This is a genomic window from Thiomicrospira sp. ALE5, from assembly GCF_900112445.1.
In the GTDB taxonomy this organism is placed as follows: Bacteria; Pseudomonadota; Gammaproteobacteria; order Thiomicrospirales; family Thiomicrospiraceae; genus Thiomicrospira.
In genome coordinates, this window is the sequence record NZ_FOYY01000005.1 from 25,807 (window position 1) to 44,913 (window position 19,107).

The 19,107-nt window shown below is 46.5% G+C and carries 23 protein-coding genes; 17 read left to right on the top strand and 6 right to left on the bottom strand.

The features are described from left to right. Window positions 1-48: 48 nt before the first annotated feature. From BM293_RS08970 to BM293_RS09010, 9 genes are all read left to right on the top strand, one after another. A complete protein-coding gene (locus tag BM293_RS08970; protein ID WP_234968976.1) occupies window positions 49-972 on the top strand; it encodes a restriction endonuclease in 924 nt (307 codons plus the stop codon). A 59-nt stretch (window positions 973-1,031) separates the two neighbouring features. Then, window positions 1,032-1,376, top strand: coding sequence for a type II toxin-antitoxin system RelE/ParE family toxin (locus tag BM293_RS08975; RefSeq protein WP_093448633.1), 345 nt, complete (start codon window positions 1,032-1,034; stop codon window positions 1,374-1,376). A 9-nt stretch (window positions 1,377-1,385) separates the two neighbouring features. Then, a complete protein-coding gene (locus BM293_RS08980) occupies window positions 1,386-1,688 on the top strand; it encodes a helix-turn-helix domain-containing protein (RefSeq protein WP_093448634.1) in 303 nt (100 codons plus the stop codon). 78 nt (window positions 1,689-1,766) lie between these two features. Then, window positions 1,767-2,423 carry a flavin reductase family protein gene (locus BM293_RS08985; RefSeq protein ID WP_234968966.1) on the top strand — a complete coding sequence of 219 codons (657 nt, stop codon included), beginning with the start codon at window positions 1,767-1,769 and terminating at the stop codon, window positions 2,421-2,423. A 58-nt stretch (window positions 2,424-2,481) separates the two neighbouring features. Beyond that, window positions 2,482-2,793, top strand: a complete 312-nt coding sequence (locus BM293_RS08990; RefSeq protein WP_093448636.1) for a hypothetical protein — start codon at window positions 2,482-2,484, stop codon at window positions 2,791-2,793. A gap of 50 nt (window positions 2,794-2,843) precedes the next feature. Beyond that, window positions 2,844-3,230, top strand: a complete 387-nt coding sequence (locus BM293_RS08995) for a DUF302 domain-containing protein (protein ID WP_093448638.1) — start codon at window positions 2,844-2,846, stop codon at window positions 3,228-3,230. A gap of 99 nt (window positions 3,231-3,329) precedes the next feature. Further along, on the top strand, window positions 3,330-4,916 hold the full coding sequence (locus BM293_RS09000) for a cryptochrome/deoxyribodipyrimidine photo-lyase family protein (RefSeq protein ID WP_234968967.1): 1,587 nt from the start codon (window positions 3,330-3,332) through the stop codon (window positions 4,914-4,916). Between the two features lie 6 nt (window positions 4,917-4,922). Further along, complete coding sequence (locus BM293_RS09005; protein WP_093448930.1) at window positions 4,923-5,087, top strand: DUF2256 domain-containing protein; 165 nt, start codon at window positions 4,923-4,925, stop codon at window positions 5,085-5,087. Beyond that, window positions 5,080-6,609, top strand: a complete 1,530-nt coding sequence (locus BM293_RS09010; RefSeq protein ID WP_093448640.1) for a cryptochrome/photolyase family protein — start codon at window positions 5,080-5,082, stop codon at window positions 6,607-6,609. The genes BM293_RS09005 and BM293_RS09010 overlap by 8 nt, the downstream gene beginning before the upstream one ends. Window positions 6,610-6,617: 8 nt before the next feature. Here the strand turns inward: BM293_RS09010 and BM293_RS09015 are convergent, their stop codons facing one another. After that, window positions 6,618-7,328 (bottom strand): SIMPL domain-containing protein, encoded by a 711-nt coding sequence (locus BM293_RS09015; RefSeq protein ID WP_093448643.1) that lies wholly within the window; start codon window positions 7,326-7,328, stop codon window positions 6,618-6,620. A gap of 116 nt (window positions 7,329-7,444) precedes the next feature. Between BM293_RS09015 and BM293_RS09020 the strand changes: the two genes are divergently transcribed. The 3 genes from BM293_RS09020 (at window position 7,445) to BM293_RS09030 (ending at window position 10,099) form a co-directional block, all read left to right on the top strand. After that, window positions 7,445-8,836 carry an MFS transporter gene (locus tag BM293_RS09020; protein WP_093448645.1) on the top strand — a complete coding sequence of 464 codons (1,392 nt, stop codon included), beginning with the start codon at window positions 7,445-7,447 and terminating at the stop codon, window positions 8,834-8,836. Between the two features lie 7 nt (window positions 8,837-8,843). Beyond that, on the top strand, window positions 8,844-9,422 hold the full coding sequence (gene ssb, locus BM293_RS09025) for a single-stranded DNA-binding protein (RefSeq protein WP_093448647.1): 579 nt from the start codon (window positions 8,844-8,846) through the stop codon (window positions 9,420-9,422). Window positions 9,423-9,514: 92 nt separating this feature from the next. Beyond that, a complete protein-coding gene (locus tag BM293_RS09030) occupies window positions 9,515-10,099 on the top strand; it encodes a hypothetical protein (protein WP_093448650.1) in 585 nt (194 codons plus the stop codon). A gap of 28 nt (window positions 10,100-10,127) precedes the next feature. On the opposite strand, the gene BM293_RS09035 is transcribed toward BM293_RS09030, so the two are convergent. After that, a complete protein-coding gene (locus BM293_RS09035; RefSeq protein WP_093448652.1) occupies window positions 10,128-11,093 on the bottom strand; it encodes a polyprenyl synthetase family protein in 966 nt (321 codons plus the stop codon). Window positions 11,094-11,388: 295 nt separating this feature from the next. Between BM293_RS09035 and rplU the strand changes: the two genes are divergently transcribed. From rplU to BM293_RS09060, 5 genes are all read left to right on the top strand, one after another. Continuing rightward, a complete protein-coding gene (rplU, locus tag BM293_RS09040; RefSeq protein ID WP_093448932.1) occupies window positions 11,389-11,703 on the top strand; it encodes a 50S ribosomal protein L21 in 315 nt (104 codons plus the stop codon). A gap of 62 nt (window positions 11,704-11,765) precedes the next feature. Beyond that, on the top strand, window positions 11,766-12,029 hold the full coding sequence (gene rpmA, locus BM293_RS09045) for a 50S ribosomal protein L27 (protein ID WP_093448655.1): 264 nt from the start codon (window positions 11,766-11,768) through the stop codon (window positions 12,027-12,029). A 102-nt stretch (window positions 12,030-12,131) separates the two neighbouring features. Further along, window positions 12,132-13,202: an Obg family GTPase CgtA gene (gene cgtA / locus BM293_RS09050; protein ID WP_093448657.1), complete on the top strand. Its 1,071-nt coding sequence runs from the start codon at window positions 12,132-12,134 to the stop codon at window positions 13,200-13,202. Between the two features lie 2 nt (window positions 13,203-13,204). Then, the gene (gene proB / locus BM293_RS09055; RefSeq protein WP_093448660.1) at window positions 13,205-14,326 is read left to right on the top strand and encodes a glutamate 5-kinase; all 1,122 of its coding nucleotides are present in this window, start codon (window positions 13,205-13,207) and stop codon (window positions 14,324-14,326) included. Between the two features lie 81 nt (window positions 14,327-14,407). Beyond that, window positions 14,408-15,724, top strand: a complete 1,317-nt coding sequence (locus BM293_RS09060; protein WP_093448662.1) for an MFS transporter — start codon at window positions 14,408-14,410, stop codon at window positions 15,722-15,724. A 111-nt stretch (window positions 15,725-15,835) separates the two neighbouring features. On the opposite strand, the gene BM293_RS09065 is transcribed toward BM293_RS09060, so the two are convergent. The 4 genes from BM293_RS09065 to BM293_RS09080 form a co-directional block, all read right to left on the bottom strand. Then, window positions 15,836-16,783, bottom strand: a complete 948-nt coding sequence (locus BM293_RS09065; RefSeq protein WP_093448665.1) for a hypothetical protein — start codon at window positions 16,781-16,783, stop codon at window positions 15,836-15,838. Window positions 16,784-16,839: 56 nt separating this feature from the next. Beyond that, a complete protein-coding gene (locus tag BM293_RS09070; RefSeq protein WP_143607761.1) occupies window positions 16,840-17,121 on the bottom strand; it encodes a hypothetical protein in 282 nt (93 codons plus the stop codon). 14 nt (window positions 17,122-17,135) lie between these two features. Continuing rightward, a complete protein-coding gene (locus BM293_RS09075; RefSeq protein ID WP_093448670.1) occupies window positions 17,136-18,017 on the bottom strand; it encodes an ion transporter in 882 nt (293 codons plus the stop codon). 81 nt (window positions 18,018-18,098) lie between these two features. Next, a complete protein-coding gene (locus BM293_RS09080) occupies window positions 18,099-19,106 on the bottom strand; it encodes an amidoligase family protein (RefSeq protein WP_093448672.1) in 1,008 nt (335 codons plus the stop codon). Between the last annotated feature and the right edge of the window lies 1 nt (window position 19,107).

Consider the following 19,107-nt stretch of genomic DNA (forward strand, 5'->3'; position numbering starts at 1 on the left):
GCGTGCATGTGCTTTTTGAATGATAAATAGAACTAATTTTTTGAGGTGATGATGTCGATTCCTGATTTTCAAACGGTGATGCTGCCGGTTTTAAAGTGTTTGGCGGGCAAGGATGTGGTGAGTTCGGCGCAGATTGTCGAGCAGGTGAGCGATGAATTTGCTTTAACGCCGGAACAGCGTGCCGAGTTATTGCCGTCAGGCAAGCAGACAATTATAAAAAATCGAATTGGTTGGGCGATTACCTATTTGAAAAAAGCAGGCCTGGTGAGCTCACCGAAACGTGCGCATTATCAGCTTACGGACTTGGGGCAATCGGTGTTGGCGCAGAATTTAGAACGTATCAATGTGCGTTTTTTAAAGCAGTTTGAGAGCTTTCGAGTATTTCATAGTGTTAAGCCGTCAACCGATAAAGACACCTTGGATGACAATGCAGCCGAAGCTTTGCCGGATACGCCAGACGAGCAATTGCAGCAGGCGTATCAGTCACTGAATCGCAGTTTGGCGGCGGAGTTGTTGGAAAACGTTAAGCAGCTCTCACCGCAGGCGTTTGAGCAGTTGGTGGTAGATTTGATGATTGGTATGGGTTATGGCGGCGCGCGTAAAGAAGCGGGGCAGGCTACCAAATTGACAGGCGATGATGGCATCGATGGCATTATCAATGAAGACAAATTGGGGTTGGATGCGATTTATCTGCAGGCCAAACGTTGGGAAAACACGGTGCATCGTCCGGAAATTGATAAGTTTATCGGTTCGTTGACTCGCCAGGGCGCGAAAAAGGGCGTGTTTATTACCACCTCGGATTTTTCGCAGGGCGCCTTAGCCTCGGTGCGCGGACTCAATTTGTCGGTGGTGTTGGTGGATGGTCAAAAGCTGGCCGAGTTAATGATTGAGCATAATGTCGGCGTGAGTGTAAAAGAGACGTATCAAGTCAAAACCTTGGACAGCGATTATTTTGATGGATTTTTGGGGTAATGCAGAGAGTGTGAAATAGCTTATAAGCTATATAGTCTTTAGGTTATAATGAGGTTTGTATGTGGCAAGTAGTGACGGTTGATTATTTTGATGATTGGTTTTTATCGCTAAATCCAGCCGAACAGCAAAGTATTTTGACCGCTATTTTTAAACTGCAATCGATTGGACCGTTATTGGGTCGTCCTGATGTCGATACGCTTTCAGGCGTGCATAGAGTTAAAAACTTAAAGGAGCTGCGGGTTCAGTATAAAGGCAAACCGTATCGTGTGTTGTTTGCTTTTGACCCTAAGCGTCAAGCGGTCATGCTGTGTGGCGGTGATAAAACCGGTGATAAACGTTTTTATGACAGGATGATTCCGATTGCCGAGCGTGAATTTATTGCACATCTTGAAAAACTGGATTAGGAGAAAGTTATGGCAAAACCTTTAGGGGATTTATTGCAAAAAATCAATCCGGCGATTGTTGAATCCGCGCAAAAACAAGCCGAGGAAGAGGTGCTAGCTTGGCGTTTGGCTTATTTGCGAGAACAGTTGGCGCTTTCACAAGTTGAAATGGCGGAGCGTTTGGGTATTTCACAGCCTTCAGTAGCTAACTTAGAAAAACGCGGCCACGAGGTGAAGCTGTCTTCGCTTAAACGTTATGTGGAGGCGTTAGGCGGCAAATTGTCTTTAGATGTGCAACTTCCTGATGGGCGGCATATTGGTATTCATATTTGAGTTGGGTAGAGCAGGTTTTAGCGTTTTTAAACGCATGATTCCGTATTTTCTTCACGCTTAACCAGGCCTGGTTAAGCTATGGTTACTGCAAATTTAACCGTTGTCTTTAACCGTGAGCCTGCCATGATTCTAAATGCCCAAGCCTTAGCCGAATTACCAAAAACTGAACAGATTCTATTGATTAATTCGATTACGGGGATTAAACCAGCAAATTTAGTCGGTACCGTAAACCCACAAGGTCAAACTAATCTTGCGATATTTAGTTCGGTGTTTCATATGGGCAGTAGTCCACCGCTGATTGGCATGGTGTTGCGCTCGAAAGGCGATGTGCCGCGCCATAGCTATGACAATCTTGTCAGCAGCGGTTGCTACACCCTAAACCATGTTCATCCTGACTGGGCGGATAAAGCGCATCAAACCTCCGCTAAGTATCCAAAGGAAGTATCAGAGTTTGACGCGACAGGCCTAACGCCGGTTTTTTTAGACGGATTTGCGGCGCCGTTTGTTGCGGAATCTCAGGTCAAGTATGGGCTGCGTTTTGTCGATGAAATGCCGGTTAAACATAATAATACAGTCATTATTATTGGCCAGATCGAACATGTCTGGATTGAACAGCCGCATTATGCGCCGGACGGGGGCTTGGATTTAAGTGCGTTAAACAGTGTGGGTATCAGTGGCCTTAACAGCTATTATCAGTTGGAGCGCTTGGCCACTTTTAAGCTAGCCCAGCCATAACCCTTAGCAGACTTTTTCCAGTACAATGGCGTTTTAGTTTGATAAACGAGATAGCTAGATGATTACCGAATATGACCAGCTGTATAGTCTTTTGCAAGCCCAAGCTGATGCGGCCGGCTTAAATGACGCGGGCTTACCGATTGTGCGTTGTGAGATTAACCCTAATAACACCTGCTCACTGATTTTAAGTGCTAGTCGTGCCAAGCTGACCTTTGTGTTGGGGCGGATGGGCGATGAATATAAAATTGGTTACGCCTTTTATATGCCGGGTATGCGTGAACCTGACTGGATTGATGATGTTGATGCAGACGGGTTTTCTGAAAAATTTTTGGTGCAATTAATTCGCTCGAATTTTCACTTAGCGGTTTAAATTCGAATCGAAAGTAAATCTAAATCAGCGTTTAAAGCCAGGGAGGCGAGATGTATTACGTATTAAATACTGGAAAGACTTTTGAGCAAGCCTGTGAAGCCCTTAATGCGGCGGTGGTCGCTATTCCGTTTGGCGTGTTGCATGTACATGATTTAGGCGCCACGTTGCGCAGCAAGGGGTTTGATTTTGCCGAAGAATGCCGTGTGTTTGAAGTATGTAGTCCCGCTGCTGCATCAAAGGTGTTGGCTGCGGATATGCATTTAAATATGGCGTTACCCTGTCGTATATCGGTATTTACTGAGCAGGGTCAAGTGAAGATCGGTATGATTGAACCGATTCAAGTTTTGAATATGTTGAGTGATGATCCAGCTATCAAGGCGGTCGCCACCGATGTGCAGACCAAGCTGTCGCAAGCCATCGAACAAGCTGCCCAATAATCGCGTTAGTCTTTTCTTTTCACGGTGTTATCTTTTTTAGTTGTATAACGCCTGTATCACTTTTGGTCGGCAATGCCTATAATTTAGCCTTCATTAATTATGTTGAGCTATGTTATGGATCGGCCGGCTATTCAAAGCAAGCCAAGGGTGCAACTGGTCTGGTTTAAACGTGATTTGCGTATCCATGATCATGCGCCGCTGTATTTTGCCGCCCAACAGGGCGCGGTCTTACCTGTCTATATTTTCGAGCCAGATCTTTGGCAGCAGCCGGATGCCAGTTTGCGCCAATGGCGATTTGTCGCTGATTGTTTGCTGGACTTGGATGCGGACTTACGTGCGTTGGGACAAGGCTTGGTGTTTGCGGTTGGCGAGGTGACCGACCTTTTTGCGCAACTTCAACAGGATTATCAGATCAGTGCGATCTGGTCGCATCAAGAAACCGGCAATGCCTGGAGCTATCAACGCGATAAGCAGGTTAAAGCTTGGTTACAAGATCAACAGATTCCTTGGTATGAATTAGCCCAGCATCCGATTAAACGTGGCCTTGCACAACGAGATCATTGGCAGGCTCAAGCCGAACAGTTTTTTCAACAAGCCTTAATTCCCGCACCGGTCAGCTTACCAGGCCTGCTGACGCCGCCGCCATTAAATGCCAACGGGCTGGCCCAACAGCTAGAAGATTATTTGCCTGCAGCGATTGTGGCCGATGAGCACACTCAGCCGGGCGGACGGCGACGCGGCGAGCAACGCTTGGCCGATTTTCTGCAGCGCCATCTATCGCGTTATTTGTATGACATTGCCAAGCCGTTGGCTTCACGGCAATCCAGTTCACGGCTCAGTCCACATTTAGCTTGGGGTAGTCTGTCGATTCGTGAGGTGATGCAAGCCGCCTATGGCGCGCGAGGCAAGCTGGGCGAAAAAAATGGCCGCGCCTTAAGTGCTTTCGTTTCACGGCTTCACTGGCAAAGTCATTTTATGCAAAAACTGGAAAGCGAGCCGGAACTGGAATTTAGCTGTTTGCAAGCTGAAACCGAGGGGTTGCGTAGCCAAGGTCAGTATCCGACACGTTTGCAGGCCTGGTTCGAGGGGCAAACTGGCGTGCCCTTGGTCGATGCGTGTATGCGTTGCTTGCGCCAGACCGGTTGGTTACCGTTTCGGATGCGGGCGATGGTAATGAGTTTTGCCAGTTATCAGCTTTGGCTGGATTGGCGCGATACGGCGCCGCTGTTGGCGCGTTTGTTTACGGATTATGAACCGGGCATTCATTACTCGCAGGTGCAAATGCAATCCGGCACCACCGGGATTAATGCGATGCGGGTGTATAACCCGGTTAAGCAGTCACAAGACCATGACCCTGAAGGACGCTTTATCAAGCAGTGGTGTCCTGAACTGGCCGGTTTAGAGGCCGCGTTTATTCACGCACCTTGGGATGCTGCACCGGAATGGTTGGCACAAGCAGGCCTGGTATTGGGGCAAGATTATCCCTGGCCGATTGTTGATCTTGAGCAGTCAGCGCGTGAGGCAAAACAACAGCTTGCCGCGTTACGCAAGCAGCCAAGTGCTCGCGCACAAGCGCAGCAGGTTTATGTTAAGCATGGTAGCCGCTTGCGTCCGGCCAGTCGGCGTAGGTCAAAAAAAATTGCCAGCGCTCGTGAAGCTGATAGTCCACAATTGAGTTTGTTTTAAATGAAAATGCGCAAGAAATCCGAGTTGCCGACCAAAACCTGCCCGGTTTGTTTACGTCCGTTTGTCTGGCGCAAAAAGTGGGCTAAGGATTGGGATCAGGTGATGTATTGTTCGGAACGTTGTCGGCGGTCTGCAAAACACGGAAACAAGATGGTATCAAAGAATGATTAGAAAATTAGTGGTGGTGTTGGGCGATCAGTTAAACCGCGATGCGCTGGTTTGGCAGGACTTTGATCCTACGAAAGATGCGATATGGATGGCGGAGTTGCCTGAAGAATCGACCCATGTGCAATCGCATAAACAGCGCACGGTGTTATTTTTAAGCGCGATGCGGCATTTTGCCGAGTCTTTGCGGCAGCAGGCCTGGTCGTTGCATTATTTGGTTTTGGGTAGTCATGATTTTGTGAGTTTTGAACAGGCATTAGGCGAATTTTTATCTCGCCATCAAGTTGGTTCGGTTGAATTGGTGGTGCCGGGTGATTATCGGGTGTTACAACAGGTTAAAGCCGCGTGTCAGCAAAACGCTACACCGCTGAATGTTTTACCGGACATTCACTTTATCGCAGAACCTGGGGAGTTTAAAACCTGGTTAGCGGGTCGCAAAAAACCGACCATGGAGTATTGGTATCGGCACTTGCGCCAGCGCACCGGTATTTTAATGGACGATAAAAAACCGATTGGTGGCAAGTGGAATTATGATGCGGATAATCGCCAAAGCTTTGGTAAAGCCGGCCCGCAAGCGGTGCCAGCGCCATTAAGGTTTACGCCCGATGCGATTACGCAACAGGTCATTAAAGATGTTGAACTTCATTTTGCGCAGCATCCCGGCAAGTTGGCTGAATTTGGCTGGCCGGTGACCCGTGAGCAAGCGCTGGCCGCCTTGGAGGATTTCATTACACATAGGTTGGAAAAGTTCGGTGATTATCAGGATGCAATGTGGCCTAACCAGGCCTGGTTGTATCATTCGTTGTTATCGGCGGCGCTTAACCTTAAACTGCTCAATCCGCGTGAAGTCATGGCGGCGGCTGAACAGGCGTATCAACAAGGGCGCGCACCCTTGAATGCGGTCGAGGGTTTTATTCGGCAAATTTTAGGTTGGCGTGAATATGTGCGCGGGCTGTATTGGTCGTATATGCCGGATTGGTTAAGCATGAATGCTTTGAATGCGCAGCAGGATTTACCGGCGTTTTACTGGACAGGCGACACTGAAATGAGCTGTTTAAAGGATTCAATCAGTCAGGTGTTGGAGCATGGTTATGGTCATCATATTCAGCGCTTGATGGTGACCGGCTTATTTGCGTTGTTGTGGCAGGCTAAACCTGAGCAGGTGCATAAATGGTATTTGGCGATGTATGTTGATGCCGTGGAGTGGGTCGAGTTACCGAATGTGCTGGGCATGAGTCAGTTTGCCGATGGCGGCTTAATGGCGAGCAAACCGTACATTGCCAGCGGTCAGTATATTGACAAGATGTCCGGCTATTGCCAACACTGCCGCTACAAACCCAAAGAGGCGACCGGCGACCAGGCCTGCCCGTTTACCACGCTTTATTGGGGTTTTATTGAGCAACACCAAGAACAGTTTCGCGGCCATCCCCGGCTGGGGATGCAGGTCAAGCATCTTGAACGCATGTCAGAAGGCAAGCGCCAACTGATTCAGCAAAAAATCCGGCAACTGCGCGAAAAACTGGCCTAGTCAAATTGTTACTCAATAACCAAGGTACCATTAACACTTATTGATAGCGTTTGGTTACCGGCTTCAATGACTGGCGCACTATCCATGCTCGCGGCTAGTGCCATGCGTGCTTGAGGAAAGATACCGGCTTGTTGTTGAGTATTAATGTGGGTTTCACGAATGCGGTACTGGTTTGCAGCTAAACTAGCCGCAATCAATTTGGCGCGGGCTTGGTAGCTTTTAAGTGCCGTTTCAAGCAGAGTGTTTTCGGCCTCTTGGCGTTTAGGGTGACTCAGTCCTGCCTGCATGGATTGGTAAGACAAATAGGGTTGCAAGCGGCTTAATAATTCGCTGATATCGGCATCAATAGGTAAGGTCAGGATCAGTTGTTGCTGGCCTTGCCAGTGGATAATGTCACCATCACGATTGTGGCGTGGGTTAACACTGTATTGACCGGTCTGCACAAAGTTGCGTTCATCGGCGGTGAGTTGTTGAAAGGCTTGTTGCATTGCCTGATTAATTTGTCGGCTCACCGCTTGGGTGTTGCCGGCTTGGGCTTGTGCGGCCAGCTGGATAATCATTTGGTCATTGGCCACCTCGAGTTGCTCGGTGATACTGAAATGAATATCATGTTGCGCCTGCGCCAGCCCCGCAAAGCTAAACACCAGTATCACCAGTAATTTGCTTAGGCGATTTGATGTCATCAAGTTTGTCGTGGTAACGTGCGGGGTGATTTGCATAGCTTTACCTCTTGGATGGTTTGCGGGTGGTATAATCGTTCACATTATTTTTTCTATTTTACTATGCTAACGCAGCCATTTATAAAATGGTTGCGTAAATGATAAAAAGGGTCGATATGTCTGATGCCTTATCGCGACGCATGAATCCACTAGAGCGTCGTGCTACCTTTTCAATTGCCAGTATTTTTTCAACCAGAATGCTCGGCTTGTTTATGATCTTTCCGGTCTTTGCATTGTTTGCCGAGCAAGAGTTTTCTAATGTCACCGGGATTCAAATTGGTTTAGCGATTGGCGCTTATGGTTTAACCCAGGCCTTGTTACAAATTCCGTATGGAATGTTGTCGGATCGTTTTGGGCGCAAGCCATTAATTCAATTGGGGTTAATCGTCTTTTTGATTGGCTCGATTATTTGTGCCCTTGCTGAATCAATTGAAATGATGATTTTAGGGCGAGCGATTCAGGGCGCAGGCGCGGTGGCAGCCGTTTTAACAGCCAGTGTGTCGGATTTGGTGCGCGAGCCTTATCGTTTGCGCGCCATGTCGATCGTGGGTATTACCATCGGATTATCCTTTACCTTGTCGCTCGTATTAGGGCCTCTTTTGGCTGAATTTATTGGCGTACGGGGTATTTTTTGGGTTATTGCCGGATTAGCACTCTTTGCGATGCTATTGGTGTGGTTAGCGCTGCCACCGATTACCGAGCAACGCTTTCAACGTGAAGCCGAAGCGATTCCGAGCCAGTTACTGCAGGTAGTTAAAAATACCCAGCTGTTAAGATTGGATGTAGGTGTATTTATATTACATGCGATATTAACGGCCATGTTTGTGGCAATGCCGTTCATTCTGCGTGATGAAGGCGGTATGGATTCGATGAGTCATTGGGAAATTTATTTGCCGGTGATGTTATTGTCCTTTGTGTTGATGGTGCCACTCATTATTCAGGCGGAATCGCGTGGGCGCATGAAAATGGTCTTTGTGGGTGCGATAGCCATGATTGCGTTTACGCAATTGGGTTTCGCGGTCTATCAGCAAAGCTTGTTTTTGTTGTTTATTTTGCTATTATTATTCTTTACGGCATTTAACGTACTTGAGGCGTCTTTGCCATCTTTGGTAGTCAAGCTTTCGCCTGCGGATAAAAAGGGTACCGCCAGTGGCGTTTATTCGAGCAGTCAGTTTATGGGCGCCGCTATTGGTGGCGCAGTTGGCGGCTTTTTCTTCCAGTTTTATGGTTATAATGGATTATTCCTGTTTACGATGACCTTGGCGTTAATTTGGGTCGCTTTGGCGGCCACCATGCAAAAGCCCATGCCTTGGAGTATTGCATCAGTGGCAGTAGGCCCGGTTTTAGCAAGTGAAGTGGCCGAGCTGGAACACAAGCTGTGTGCCTATGAAGGTGTGTTTGAGGCGGTGGTTATACCTGATGAGCAACAGGCTTATTTTAAGATTGATCGCAAGCTAGTCGATGAGACAGCGTTATTAGAATATTTTAAGCAAGTAAGAGAAAAGTGAGTAAGCGATGCGTGGAGTAAATAAAGTAATCCTAGTGGGTACCCTAGGTCGTGATCCGGAGGTGCGTTATGCTGCCAATGGTAATGCGATCGCCAATATAAGTTTGGCGACCAGTGAGCAGTGGAATGACCGAGCCACTGGAGAGCGTCAAGAGCGTACTGAATGGCATCGTGTGGTGATTTTTGGCAAGTTAGCTGAAATAGCCCAGCAATATTTGACAAAGGGTTCACAAGTCTACTTTGAAGGTAAGTTGCAAACGCGTAAGTGGCAAGATCAAAATACTGGACAAGACCGTTATTCTACCGAGGTGGTAATAGATCAAGGTGGCGGTGTGATGCAGATGCTGGGTGGTGGTAATCGCCAAGGTGGACAGCCTAGTCAGGGTGGCATGGGTGGCACGGGTGGTGACCCTTATGATCAATCAAATTACGGTGCTGCCCCCGCACGTCCAGCACAGCCTTCTGGTGGTTATGCTCAACCTCCTATGCAAGGCGGTGCGCCTGCAAAACCAGTAGCTAAGCCGGCACCACAGCAGCGCCCAGCTTATCAGCCGAACGACTTTGATGACGATGATGTGCCGTTCTGACCTTTACATGATAGTTTGGTCGAAATAAAACAAAAGCGCATTAAAGCTTCACATTCAATGGTCGTTATTAGTTATCTAGACAAGGAGTTGATGTGAAGCCTGAAGAGATGTTTAGCCCGGCTGTTGAAGCCTTTTTTGAAAAATTAATCCATCGTGAGCAAGCCGTTCGTCGCATGGAAAAGTTTGCGGCATCTTTGCAACCGGATTTGGATGTTGATGAGCTAGTCCACTTTTTTCGGGTGCTTAAAAGTCAAGAGATATTTATCCAAACGATTGGGTTGAACGGTAAACTTGTTCCAGATGTGCTTTCCAATATTATTTACAATTTTAATGATGAAGTGCGACTGTACTATAGTCAAAGTCTGGACTTAGCGGAAGCGGGCTATATCAAAATTTGTCCTGACTATGCAGATGGTTTAGTTGTTGTCGAAAATATCTATGGCGATCCACTAAGTCGCCATAGGCTATATCAGTCTACCGATCAAAAAGCTGTGCTGAAATACATGATTCGCTGGTTGCTAAAGCGAATCGATTGGGATAAGACACGTTTAAATAATATGGATTTGTATAAAATCTTTATTGAACGAAAGCAGGCTGAAGCTGAAGCAGAAATGGCGAGAATCCAAGCTGAAATTGCGTCACATAAAGCCGAGATTTTGGGTCAAAAAAGTAAATGATATGCCTTGTTAAAGGCTAATATTGATGCTAGTTTCGTCGATTCACCGCCAGATCTGCTAACGCGCGCATAGCGTCTTTAAAAGCTGAATCTGGTAGGGGGTCTAACGAAGTTTGTGCAAGCTGGGCTTGTTTTTTCGCGATTTGGATCGTGTAGTCAATTGCACCTGTTTGCTTAATAATCTGGGTAACCTGCTCAATCATCGCAATATTACCTTGTTTAATGGCATCTTTGATAAGCTGTGCATCGGCGTCTGGAGCTTGTTGCATAGCATAGATCAACGGTAGCGTTGGTTTACCCTCAGCCAAGTCGTCGCCTAAATTCTTGCCAAGCTCGGCTGTATTGCCGGTATAGTCCAATACATCATCAATGAGTTGGAACGCGGCGCCCAAGTGCCTTCCATAGGCTGCGAGGCTATCATCCCATTGGCTTTGTGCGGTTAATGTTGAACCCATTAATGCCGCTGCCTCAAATAATTTAGCGGTTTTGCGTTCAATGACATCCATGTAGCGTTGCTCGTTAGTATCTGGATCATGACAATTAAGTAACTGCAGTACCTCACCTTCAGCAATCACATTGGTCGATTCAGACATAATCTGCATAATTCGCATCAAGCCGGGTTCAACCATCATTTCAAAAGAGCGCGAGTAGAGAAAGTCACCAACGAGCACACTAGCAGCATTGCCCCAGACTTCATTGGCCGTTTTATTACCTCGACGAGTGTCAGATTCGTCTACTACATCATCATGCAGTAACGTGGACGTGTGAATAAACTCAATTACCGCGGCCATGGTGTGATGGTGAGTGCCCTGATAACCACAAGCGCGAGCGCTCAGCAACACAATCAATGGCCGTAAACGCTTGCCACCATTGTTAATAATATAGTGACCAATTTGATTGATTAATAGCACATCCGACGCCAGCCGTTCCAGAATCAGGTGATCCGTAGCATTTATATCATCGGCTATCAGTGTTTTAATGTCAGCAAGCGTCATGCGGGGATACCTTGATGTTGAAAAAACTAAATGGAGCACAAGTTTATTATGAATTATAACTTTTTAAAAGTTATTGCCATGGGTAATCTTGTTTCAAGTGACTTATCAGTATGACATTGCGCCACTTAAAATAGCGCTAAAATTAAAAACATGGCTTTTAGCTTAATTTATTTTGACCTGGTAGATAAAAATCTATATAATCCCGCCTTTACTATTATGCCGGATGGTCTTGCGCAGGGTCGCGCTTGAATGCTTCCGCATCTTAGCAGAATTTTCAATCCGGGAGATGTTACAAATGTATGCCGTAATTAAAACCGGTGGTAAGCAATATCGAGTTCGTCAAGGTCAAACACTTCGCATTGAATCATTAAACCTTAATGAAGGTGACAATGTTGAATTTGACCAAGTCTTGATGGTGGGTGAAGGTGAGTCTGTAACACTAGGCACGCCAGTTGTTGAAGGTGCTAAAGTAGCTGCAACTGTTGTTGGAAACGGTCGTGGTAAAAAAGTAACTATCATCAAATTCCGTCGTCGTAAGAACAAGTCTCGCTCGAAGCAAGGCCATCGTCAAAACTTTACTGAAGTTGAAATCACAGGTATTTCAGCTTAAGTTGAAAATAATTTCTTAATTTTGTGTAAACTGCAAAATTAAGTTAACAAGAGGGATCAACCATGGCACATAAGAAGGCCGCAGGTAGTACGCGTAACGGTCGCGATTCTAATGCCAAACGCTTAGGCGTAAAGCGTTTTGGTGGCGAAACTGTTTCAGCGGGTAGCATTATTGTGCGCCAGCGTGGCACTAAGTTTCACGCAGGCGTAAACGTAGGTCGTGGCAAAGATGATACTTTGTTTGCAAAAGCAGAAGGTCAAGTTGCATTTGTAAGCAAAGGTAAGCCAGTACGTACATACGTTGAAATTATTGAGCAGACTGCTTAGTTAGTAAAGTTTACGCTATGCTAAAATGACGCCTCGTACTTAATTAAGTACGGGGCGTTTTTTTATTGGATTTAAATGATGATAATCAAGGTATAGATTTGAATGCAGTTTGTTGATGAAGCACATATAGTCGTCGAAGCAGGGCGCGGTGGTAACGGCGTGGTCAGTTTTCGCCGGGAAAAGTACATTCCATTTGGTGGTCCGAATGGTGGTGATGGCGGTGACGGCGGGAGCGTTATCTTTGTTGCTGATCTTAATCTAAATACCTTGGTTGATTTTCGATTCACCAAACGCTTTAAAGCCCAAAATGGTCAAGCCGGCATGGGTAATCAAAAAACCGGTCGTGCAGGTGAGGATTTGATTGTAGCGGTACCTGTGGGGACGCGCGTATTTGATGAAAACACCCAAGAGTTAATTGGTGACTTAACCGAACATGAGCAGCGTTTAGTCGTAGCACAAGGCGGTCGGCATGGTTTAGGTAACGTTCATTTTAAGAGTTCTACCAATCGCACGCCGCGTCAGCATACGCTGGGTGAAGATGGTGAAACCCGTGAGTTGCGTCTTGAGATGGCGGTATTGGCAGATGTCGGTTTATTGGGTATGCCCAATGCGGGTAAGTCGAGCCTTATTGGTGCGGTGTCTGCAGCTCGCCCAAAAGTTGCAGACTATCCTTTTACTACCTTATACCCGAATCTCGGCGTGGTGCGTGTTTCACCGGAAAATAGTTTTGTGATTGCGGATATCCCGGGATTAATTGAAGGCGCGGCAGAAGGTGCGGGATTGGGTGTGCAGTTTTTAAAGCATCTATCGCGGACTGGTTTGCTGTTGCACATTGTTGATGTCGCCCCGATTGATGAAAGTGATCCAGTTACGTCATTTAAAACCGTTGAAGCGGAGCTAGGCAAGTTCAGCGAGGAATTGGCGGGTAAAGAGCGTTGGTTGGTACTTAATAAAATTGATTTGTTACCCGCGGATGATGCGAAGGCACGTTGCGATGAAATTGTGGCGGCAATAGGTTGGGAAGGTGAAGTGTATGCGATTTCTGCAGCGGAGCGAACGCATACCGAAACCTTGATGCAACAAATTGGCTGGCGCTTAATTGCGCGTAAAGCGGCTTTGCATGCCGAGCAAGCTGAACAAGTTGCACAGGCGGTGGAGCGGGGAGACGCATAAACATGGATCGTTTGGCCTTATCTAAGTCACGTCGCTGGGTTATTAAGTTAGGCAGTGCATTACTGACCAATGATGGTTCAGGGCTTAACCAAGCTGAGCTTGCCAAATGGGTGGCGCAAATGGTGGCATTGCGCAACCAAGGTGTGGAGCTGATTATTGTGTCATCAGGTGCCGTAGCAGAAGGTATGCAGCGCCTTGGTTGGAAGACACGTCCAACGGCCTTGCATGAGTTGCAGGCAGCGGCAGCTGTGGGGCAAATGGGCTTAGTACAGGCCTATGAGTCAGAGTTTGCTAAAAGTGGCTTGCATACGGCGCAGATTTTGATGACCCATGATGATTTATCGAATCGCGCTCGCTATTTGAATGCACGCTCAACGATCCAGACATTGGTCGAACATGGTGTCATACCGGTTATCAACGAAAATGATACGGTAGTGACCGATGAAATTCGTTTTGGTGACAATGACACTCTAGCCGCGCTTACAGCGAATTTGATTGGTGCTGATGTGTTAGTGATTTTGACCGATCAGCAGGGGTTGTACGACAGCAATCCGCGTGAAAACCCGCATGCGCAATTAATTAAACAAGCACAGGTGAGTCGTAAGGATATTGAAGCGATGGCCAGTCCGGAAGGGGGTGCATTAGGTCGAGGTGGCATGTACACCAAAGTCATGGCCGCCAAACGTGCGGCACGATCAGGAACGGCGACCCTGATTGCTTCGGGGCGAGAGCCGAATATTTTGCCTAAACTTTATGCCGGTGAAGATTATGGCACCTTATTAATTCCCGATTTAGAGCCGATGACCGCCCGCAAACAATGGTTAGCGGGTCACTTGCAAGCTCGCGGCATACTCACGCTAGATGAAGGGGCGGTGCGCGTTGTGACTGAGCAAGGGCGTAGCCTATTGCCTGTGGGTGTAGTCAAAGCGGAAGGTGGCTTTAAACGCGGTGAAATGGTGATCTGCCAAAACCAGCAGGGCATTGAAATTGCACGTGGTTTGGTGAATTACGATGCAGAAGAAGCCCAAAAAATTCTGCGCCAATCTAGCCAAAAGATTGTGCAAATTCTAGGTTATGTTGATGATGAATCTTTGATTCACCGGGATAATTTAGTACTGTCCTAGTCTGTTTTATTGTTATCTAATTGATTTATAGGGCTTCTTTTGTGTAGGCAAAAGAAGCCATTATTTTATTTAGGAAAAATTGTGTTTCTAAAGCGTGCCTTACTACCTATATCCACTTTGTTTTTATCAATTGCCTTGTTAGCCACCGGCTACGGCCTGTTGATGACTTTTATTGGGGTGTTTCTCAAGCAAGAAGGTCTGACCGAAGGCGTGATCGGTTTAATTAACGCTGCCTTTTTCTTGGGTGCAATGTTGGCGGCGATTTTCAGTCAGAAACTGATTGTTACCGTTGGGCATGCGCGAAGTTTTTCTGCCTTTTCGGCTTTGCTGGTGATTTCATTTTTAGGCCATGCACTTTGGTTTGACCCTTTGTTTTGGGGTGGTTTACGTTTAATCTCTGGTTTTGCCTTTTATGCGATGTTAATTGTGCTGGAAAGCTGGTTGAATGAGAAAAGCTCGAGTCAAGACCGAGGTAAAATCCTCGCGGTCTATACCATTATTTTCTTCTTGGCACTCGCCATCGGTCAATTGCTGTTAATGTTTGAATGGCCAGCGGCCACCATTTTTATATTAGGCTCTATTCTGGTACTTTGGTCTTTGGTTTTGGTAGCGATTACCCGAGTCACTCAACCGGTATTAAAGCCTTTTGAACGTTACAGTATGCCCAAATTATTGTCGATTGCGCCTTTGGCTTTAGTCGGTAGTTTTATTGGCGGGGTGTTTGTTGGCGCGTTTTACACCATGTTGCCTCTGTATGTATTGAATGTGTTTGAACAAGCCAGCGTGGTGTCTTTGTTTATGGCGATTACGATTCTTGGTGGCTTAGTTGCACAGCTTCCGGTAGGGATGTTATCAGACCGTTTAGGACGCCGAAAAATGCTAGCTTGGGCAGGGTTTTTTAGTGTTGGTGCATTGGCATTAATGTTAGTGCTACCCTGGGTTTGGCAAAATTCAGCGGTGTTGCTTTATATGGTTGGGTTTTTATTGGGCATGAGTTTGTTTAGTATTTATCCACTCAGTGTTGCACGTGCCAATGATGTGTTTGACGAGAATAAAGACTTGATCGAGATCAGCCGAACCCTGCTGTTTTCCTATGGCTTAGGTTCGTTTATTGCACCATTGGTGCTAGGGTTTATTCTTGGGTTTTCAGCAACGGTGTTTTTTATTGTATTGGGTTTATTCGCGCTAGCATTGGGGATTTATTCGTTAATGGCTGAACGTATCCCAGATGATCAGATGAATGTTTATGTAGCGGTGCCCGCATCTTCCGCATCAACTTTAGCTGAAATGGATCCGCGTCAAGATGAAGAATGGGTTGAGGAACACCGTCCTAATCTCGAGGAGGTTGAGGATAGCGCCTTACTTAACACCAGTGAGACTGATCACAAGAGTAATTAGGTCGATAGCTTGCAATGGGTTAAGACATCCCAGCCCATCAGTTTTGGACAGCGTTTGGCACGAGAGCAAACTGTGCGCCTATATTGAGGAGTTCGGCTTTGCCGCGTATGGTCATATCGGTGATAAAACGAAATTGTTGGGAAGCGTCGACCGGATAGGCTTTAAGTCGATAATGGGTACCCCCAGGTTTTTCAAATACCACGACCGCAACCGGGTCATCAAAGTAAATGTAAGGGCTTGTTCAAGTTGAGCAAGCAATCCTTGACAGCGTGTTTGTGAGTAGGGCAATACGTTTTCTAAGCCAATTTCATCTAAGCCGTTATGGATTAATAGGACATGTAAAACAAGAAAAAAGGCTTCAGGATTACCCGTTGGCATACTTGGTTCTGCGGGCATTTTGGCAAGCCAGAGGTTTTTGCCGGTTGATTGCTCTGTTGATTTTGGTTCAGTAGTGGATTGGGTATTTTCAGCTGCTCCGTTTTGAGATTGTGTTTCTTCAGGTTCGTTACACAGGCGTTCTTGCCAATAATGCAGCGCAAGCGCTAAATTACCGCGACAATATGCCGCCAACTCATTAAATTCAGTTTCTGACGATGCTGAACCCTTATCCTCTAGTAACATTTCATGACCATTTTTAGCATTATAGAAATGGATGTGCATTTTGGAGTGTTTTGCAAATGTTGTAATCATCTTGGCCAAGCGTTGACTATCAAAGGCTTGAAGGGTTAAGGCTTGGATAGTTGGCCAAGCATGAATACGTTGAAAAAAAGCCCAAGCCCAGCTGTCGCAAGCAATGACGCCTCGACCGAGTTGTCCTTGCGTGGCAAGTGTTAGCAAGCTGCGCAGGAGTTTTAGCCCGTTAGCGTGGCGTAAAAAACAGTGCTCAAGCTCGGGGAGCACCCAAAATTGATTTGGTGTAAATTGATCAAACCAGCTTAAGTCCTGATTAAGGATTTGCTCAGGGGTAGGGGGCGCAATAATCAGTGCATTATGGCGCTGCCCCAGAATCCGTACAATATTTGCGTGTCCTGAAAAAGGCTGGCTAATAAGAAATTTCACGCTATCGTGTTTGTGATGTGGGTTGTCGTTTTTAAACCAGTCTTTAATCTGAGCATCTAACGCAGCGGCAGCCTCATGCCAAGGGATCTGCGGAAAAAATGCGAAAGACGCACTTCAGAAAGGGCTTGGAGTTCGTTTTCAGGTTTAAAAAGGGTTTCGTGCGCGGGTTCATCCCGTAGGTTTTTCTTAAATACTCGCCAAGCATTAGCCGTTGCTTTTTGAATTTGTAGCGCAGGTATTGCATAGTCCTCGGGATGAACAAATAGCCAAAGAGGTTTGGGTTTTTCTTTAGTTTCTTCATCCTGCTGTGTTGATTCAGTCATTTTATGTTCTGTCATATGGCCTGCTTGCATTATGCATCCTTTTTGCTCGTGGATGTGTCAGAGGTGTTGAGCGGGTTTCCACAGTGATAACAAAATTGAGCTTCGGTAGTGTGCCCTGTGGTGCCACAGTTTTCGCAAGCACGGCCATCCTTTTGTTTTTGTTTGTTCATTGACTGATAGACTTGTGCCGAGTAAATCCCGGTAGGGACGGCGATAATGCCATAACCTATCAGAATTAAAATGGAGGCGATAAATTGACCAAACGGGGTGATGGGTGTGATATCGCCATAACCCACGGTTGAAACACTAATCAGTGCCCAATACATAGACGTGGGAAGACTGGTAAAGCCGTGTTCTGGTCCCTCGACAACAAACAGTAAACTGCCAAATATGGTAATTATGGTCAGGACACCGACTAAAAATACCAGAATTTTGCGCCAACTGTTAGCAAAAGAATCGACTAGAACGCTGGTTTCACGTTGATAGCGATGCATGTGTAATACGTCAAAAATCCGCATGATCCTTAGAATCCTAATTACGGCTAGGTAGTGAATACCGCTTTCGGGAAATACCAGTGCGAGATAGCTGGGTAATAGCGCGATTAGGTCAATGACACCATAAAAACTGCGTGCGTATCGAACTGGGTCGCGGACTACCCAAAGCCTAATCAGGTACTCGATTGTGAACAGTAGGGTAAAGAACCATTCAATACGAAAAAGGGTTGTGCCATACTGCTGGTGTACAGCATGGATTGAATCGGCAAACAAGATAGCCACGCTGGCAAGAATGGCCAATACCAACATCACATCGAATAAAATGGAGGCGCGTTGTTGGTAACCAAAAATAATATGAAATGTTTTGCTACGAAGCCCTTCGCTATCACAGCTTTCTGGGAGGTAGAATCTAGCCATCAATTATCGCTTTTTAGTTTAAATGAATCATGACAATATATTACTCCAAATTTCGCTTTTTAACGGCTTGTTGTGGACCAGTTATTGCGATGGTGGGTTTAGCCATTCCGTCTCCGTGATGTCTGCCCAGTTATTAAGCATGTTTTTGAGTGGGCTATTAAGATAGTCCTGATAGGCGTCGCAGCAGGCCTGCAAGCGAACAGTATCTTCAGCTAAGCGCTCAACTTCCACCCAATCATTCCATGCAATATATAAGCCCCAGTTTGGTTGATGGATATTGCAGTCCGGTAAGCGGTAATGGAAGGTCGGTCGTGGCTTAATCAGCGCATCTTGGGTGACTTTGGCCACACGGTCAGAGTCTAGGTGCGCGAACAGGGGGAGCATATCCAGTGCGCGGTTACGGGTTGGGTTATCCATGAGGTAGTCATCGATTAACTGCCCAAGATTGGGCTGGTAATCAGCTTGTGTAATCTTTTGTGCATAGCGTTTAGGATAGGGGTTGACGTAGCTGGTGATGCGGCGAGTCATATTAATATTCGTGTGTTTAAATAGCCAGTCATACAAGCAGGCAAAGGCCTGTAAACAGCGGGTAATAAAGGGTGCATCAAGTTGCGGTAACTCAGGATTAAACTGCATGCCAAAAGCATTGATTAAATTGTCTGAGGTGCCCTTTGCGCCCGCATCGCGCAAGTGGCTGATCATCTCTTCGACTTGCGTAAGGCGCGTGAGCGGAAGCGGCGGACTGACGATTTCGAGTGGCACGAGCATTTCTGCCGTCCACGCTAATAAATCCTCAGCGGTTTGTTCTAACTCTTGTCCTTTAACGTCCTGCGCCCGTGGTTCTCGTCCAATTTTTTTGAGTAAATCAAAATCCAGTTCAATCACCCAATCCCCGGCGGGGTCACCGATTAACTTGCGCTCATAGCGCCCGGGATGTTCAATCCGTAAGTCAAAGAATTGCGCCAAAATTTGGGTTAAGTGGTCGAGGTCAAAACCGGCAATTTCAAGTTCAACACCGACTCGTCGGGGTTGGTTTTCCGCATTCTTCGACCAGGATGCGGTTTTTAATGAGTGTTTTGACGCTGACATA

Bases quoted from the DNA above. Each gene is read 5' to 3' on its own strand.
- BM293_RS09000 (WP_234968967.1), top strand. From the start codon at position 3,330: ATGTTGAGCTATGTTATGGATCGGCCGGCTATTCAAAGCAAGCCAAGG.
- BM293_RS09020 (WP_093448645.1), top strand. From the start codon at position 7,445: ATGTCTGATGCCTTATCGCGACGCATGAATCCACTAGAGCGTCGTGCT.
- BM293_RS09015 (WP_093448643.1), bottom strand. From the start codon at position 7,328: ATGCAAATCACCCCGCACGTTACCACGACAAACTTGATGACATCAAAT.
- BM293_RS09080 (WP_093448672.1), bottom strand. From the start codon at position 19,106: ATGTCAGCGTCAAAACACTCATTAAAAACCGCATCCTGGTCGAAGAAT.
- rpmA (WP_093448655.1), top strand. From the start codon at position 11,766: ATGGCACATAAGAAGGCCGCAGGTAGTACGCGTAACGGTCGCGATTCT.
- cgtA (WP_093448657.1), top strand. From the start codon at position 12,132: ATGCAGTTTGTTGATGAAGCACATATAGTCGTCGAAGCAGGGCGCGGT.
- BM293_RS08990 (WP_093448636.1), top strand. From the start codon at position 2,482: ATGATTACCGAATATGACCAGCTGTATAGTCTTTTGCAAGCCCAAGCT.
- BM293_RS08970 (WP_234968976.1), top strand. From the start codon at position 49: ATGATGTCGATTCCTGATTTTCAAACGGTGATGCTGCCGGTTTTAAAG.
- ssb (WP_093448647.1), top strand. From the start codon at position 8,844: ATGCGTGGAGTAAATAAAGTAATCCTAGTGGGTACCCTAGGTCGTGAT.
- rplU (WP_093448932.1), top strand. From the start codon at position 11,389: ATGTATGCCGTAATTAAAACCGGTGGTAAGCAATATCGAGTTCGTCAA.
- BM293_RS09075 (WP_093448670.1), bottom strand. From the start codon at position 18,017: ATGGCTAGATTCTACCTCCCAGAAAGCTGTGATAGCGAAGGGCTTCGT.
- BM293_RS08995 (WP_093448638.1), top strand. From the start codon at position 2,844: ATGTATTACGTATTAAATACTGGAAAGACTTTTGAGCAAGCCTGTGAA.
- BM293_RS09010 (WP_093448640.1), top strand. From the start codon at position 5,080: ATGATTAGAAAATTAGTGGTGGTGTTGGGCGATCAGTTAAACCGCGAT.
- BM293_RS08975 (WP_093448633.1), top strand. From the start codon at position 1,032: ATGTGGCAAGTAGTGACGGTTGATTATTTTGATGATTGGTTTTTATCG.
- BM293_RS09070 (WP_143607761.1), bottom strand. From the start codon at position 17,121: ATGACAGAACATAAAATGACTGAATCAACACAGCAGGATGAAGAAACT.
- BM293_RS09035 (WP_093448652.1), bottom strand. From the start codon at position 11,093: ATGACGCTTGCTGACATTAAAACACTGATAGCCGATGATATAAATGCT.
- BM293_RS08980 (WP_093448634.1), top strand. From the start codon at position 1,386: ATGGCAAAACCTTTAGGGGATTTATTGCAAAAAATCAATCCGGCGATT.
- BM293_RS08985 (WP_234968966.1), top strand. From the start codon at position 1,767: ATGGTTACTGCAAATTTAACCGTTGTCTTTAACCGTGAGCCTGCCATG.
- BM293_RS09005 (WP_093448930.1), top strand. From the start codon at position 4,923: ATGCGCAAGAAATCCGAGTTGCCGACCAAAACCTGCCCGGTTTGTTTA.
- proB (WP_093448660.1), top strand. From the start codon at position 13,205: ATGGATCGTTTGGCCTTATCTAAGTCACGTCGCTGGGTTATTAAGTTA.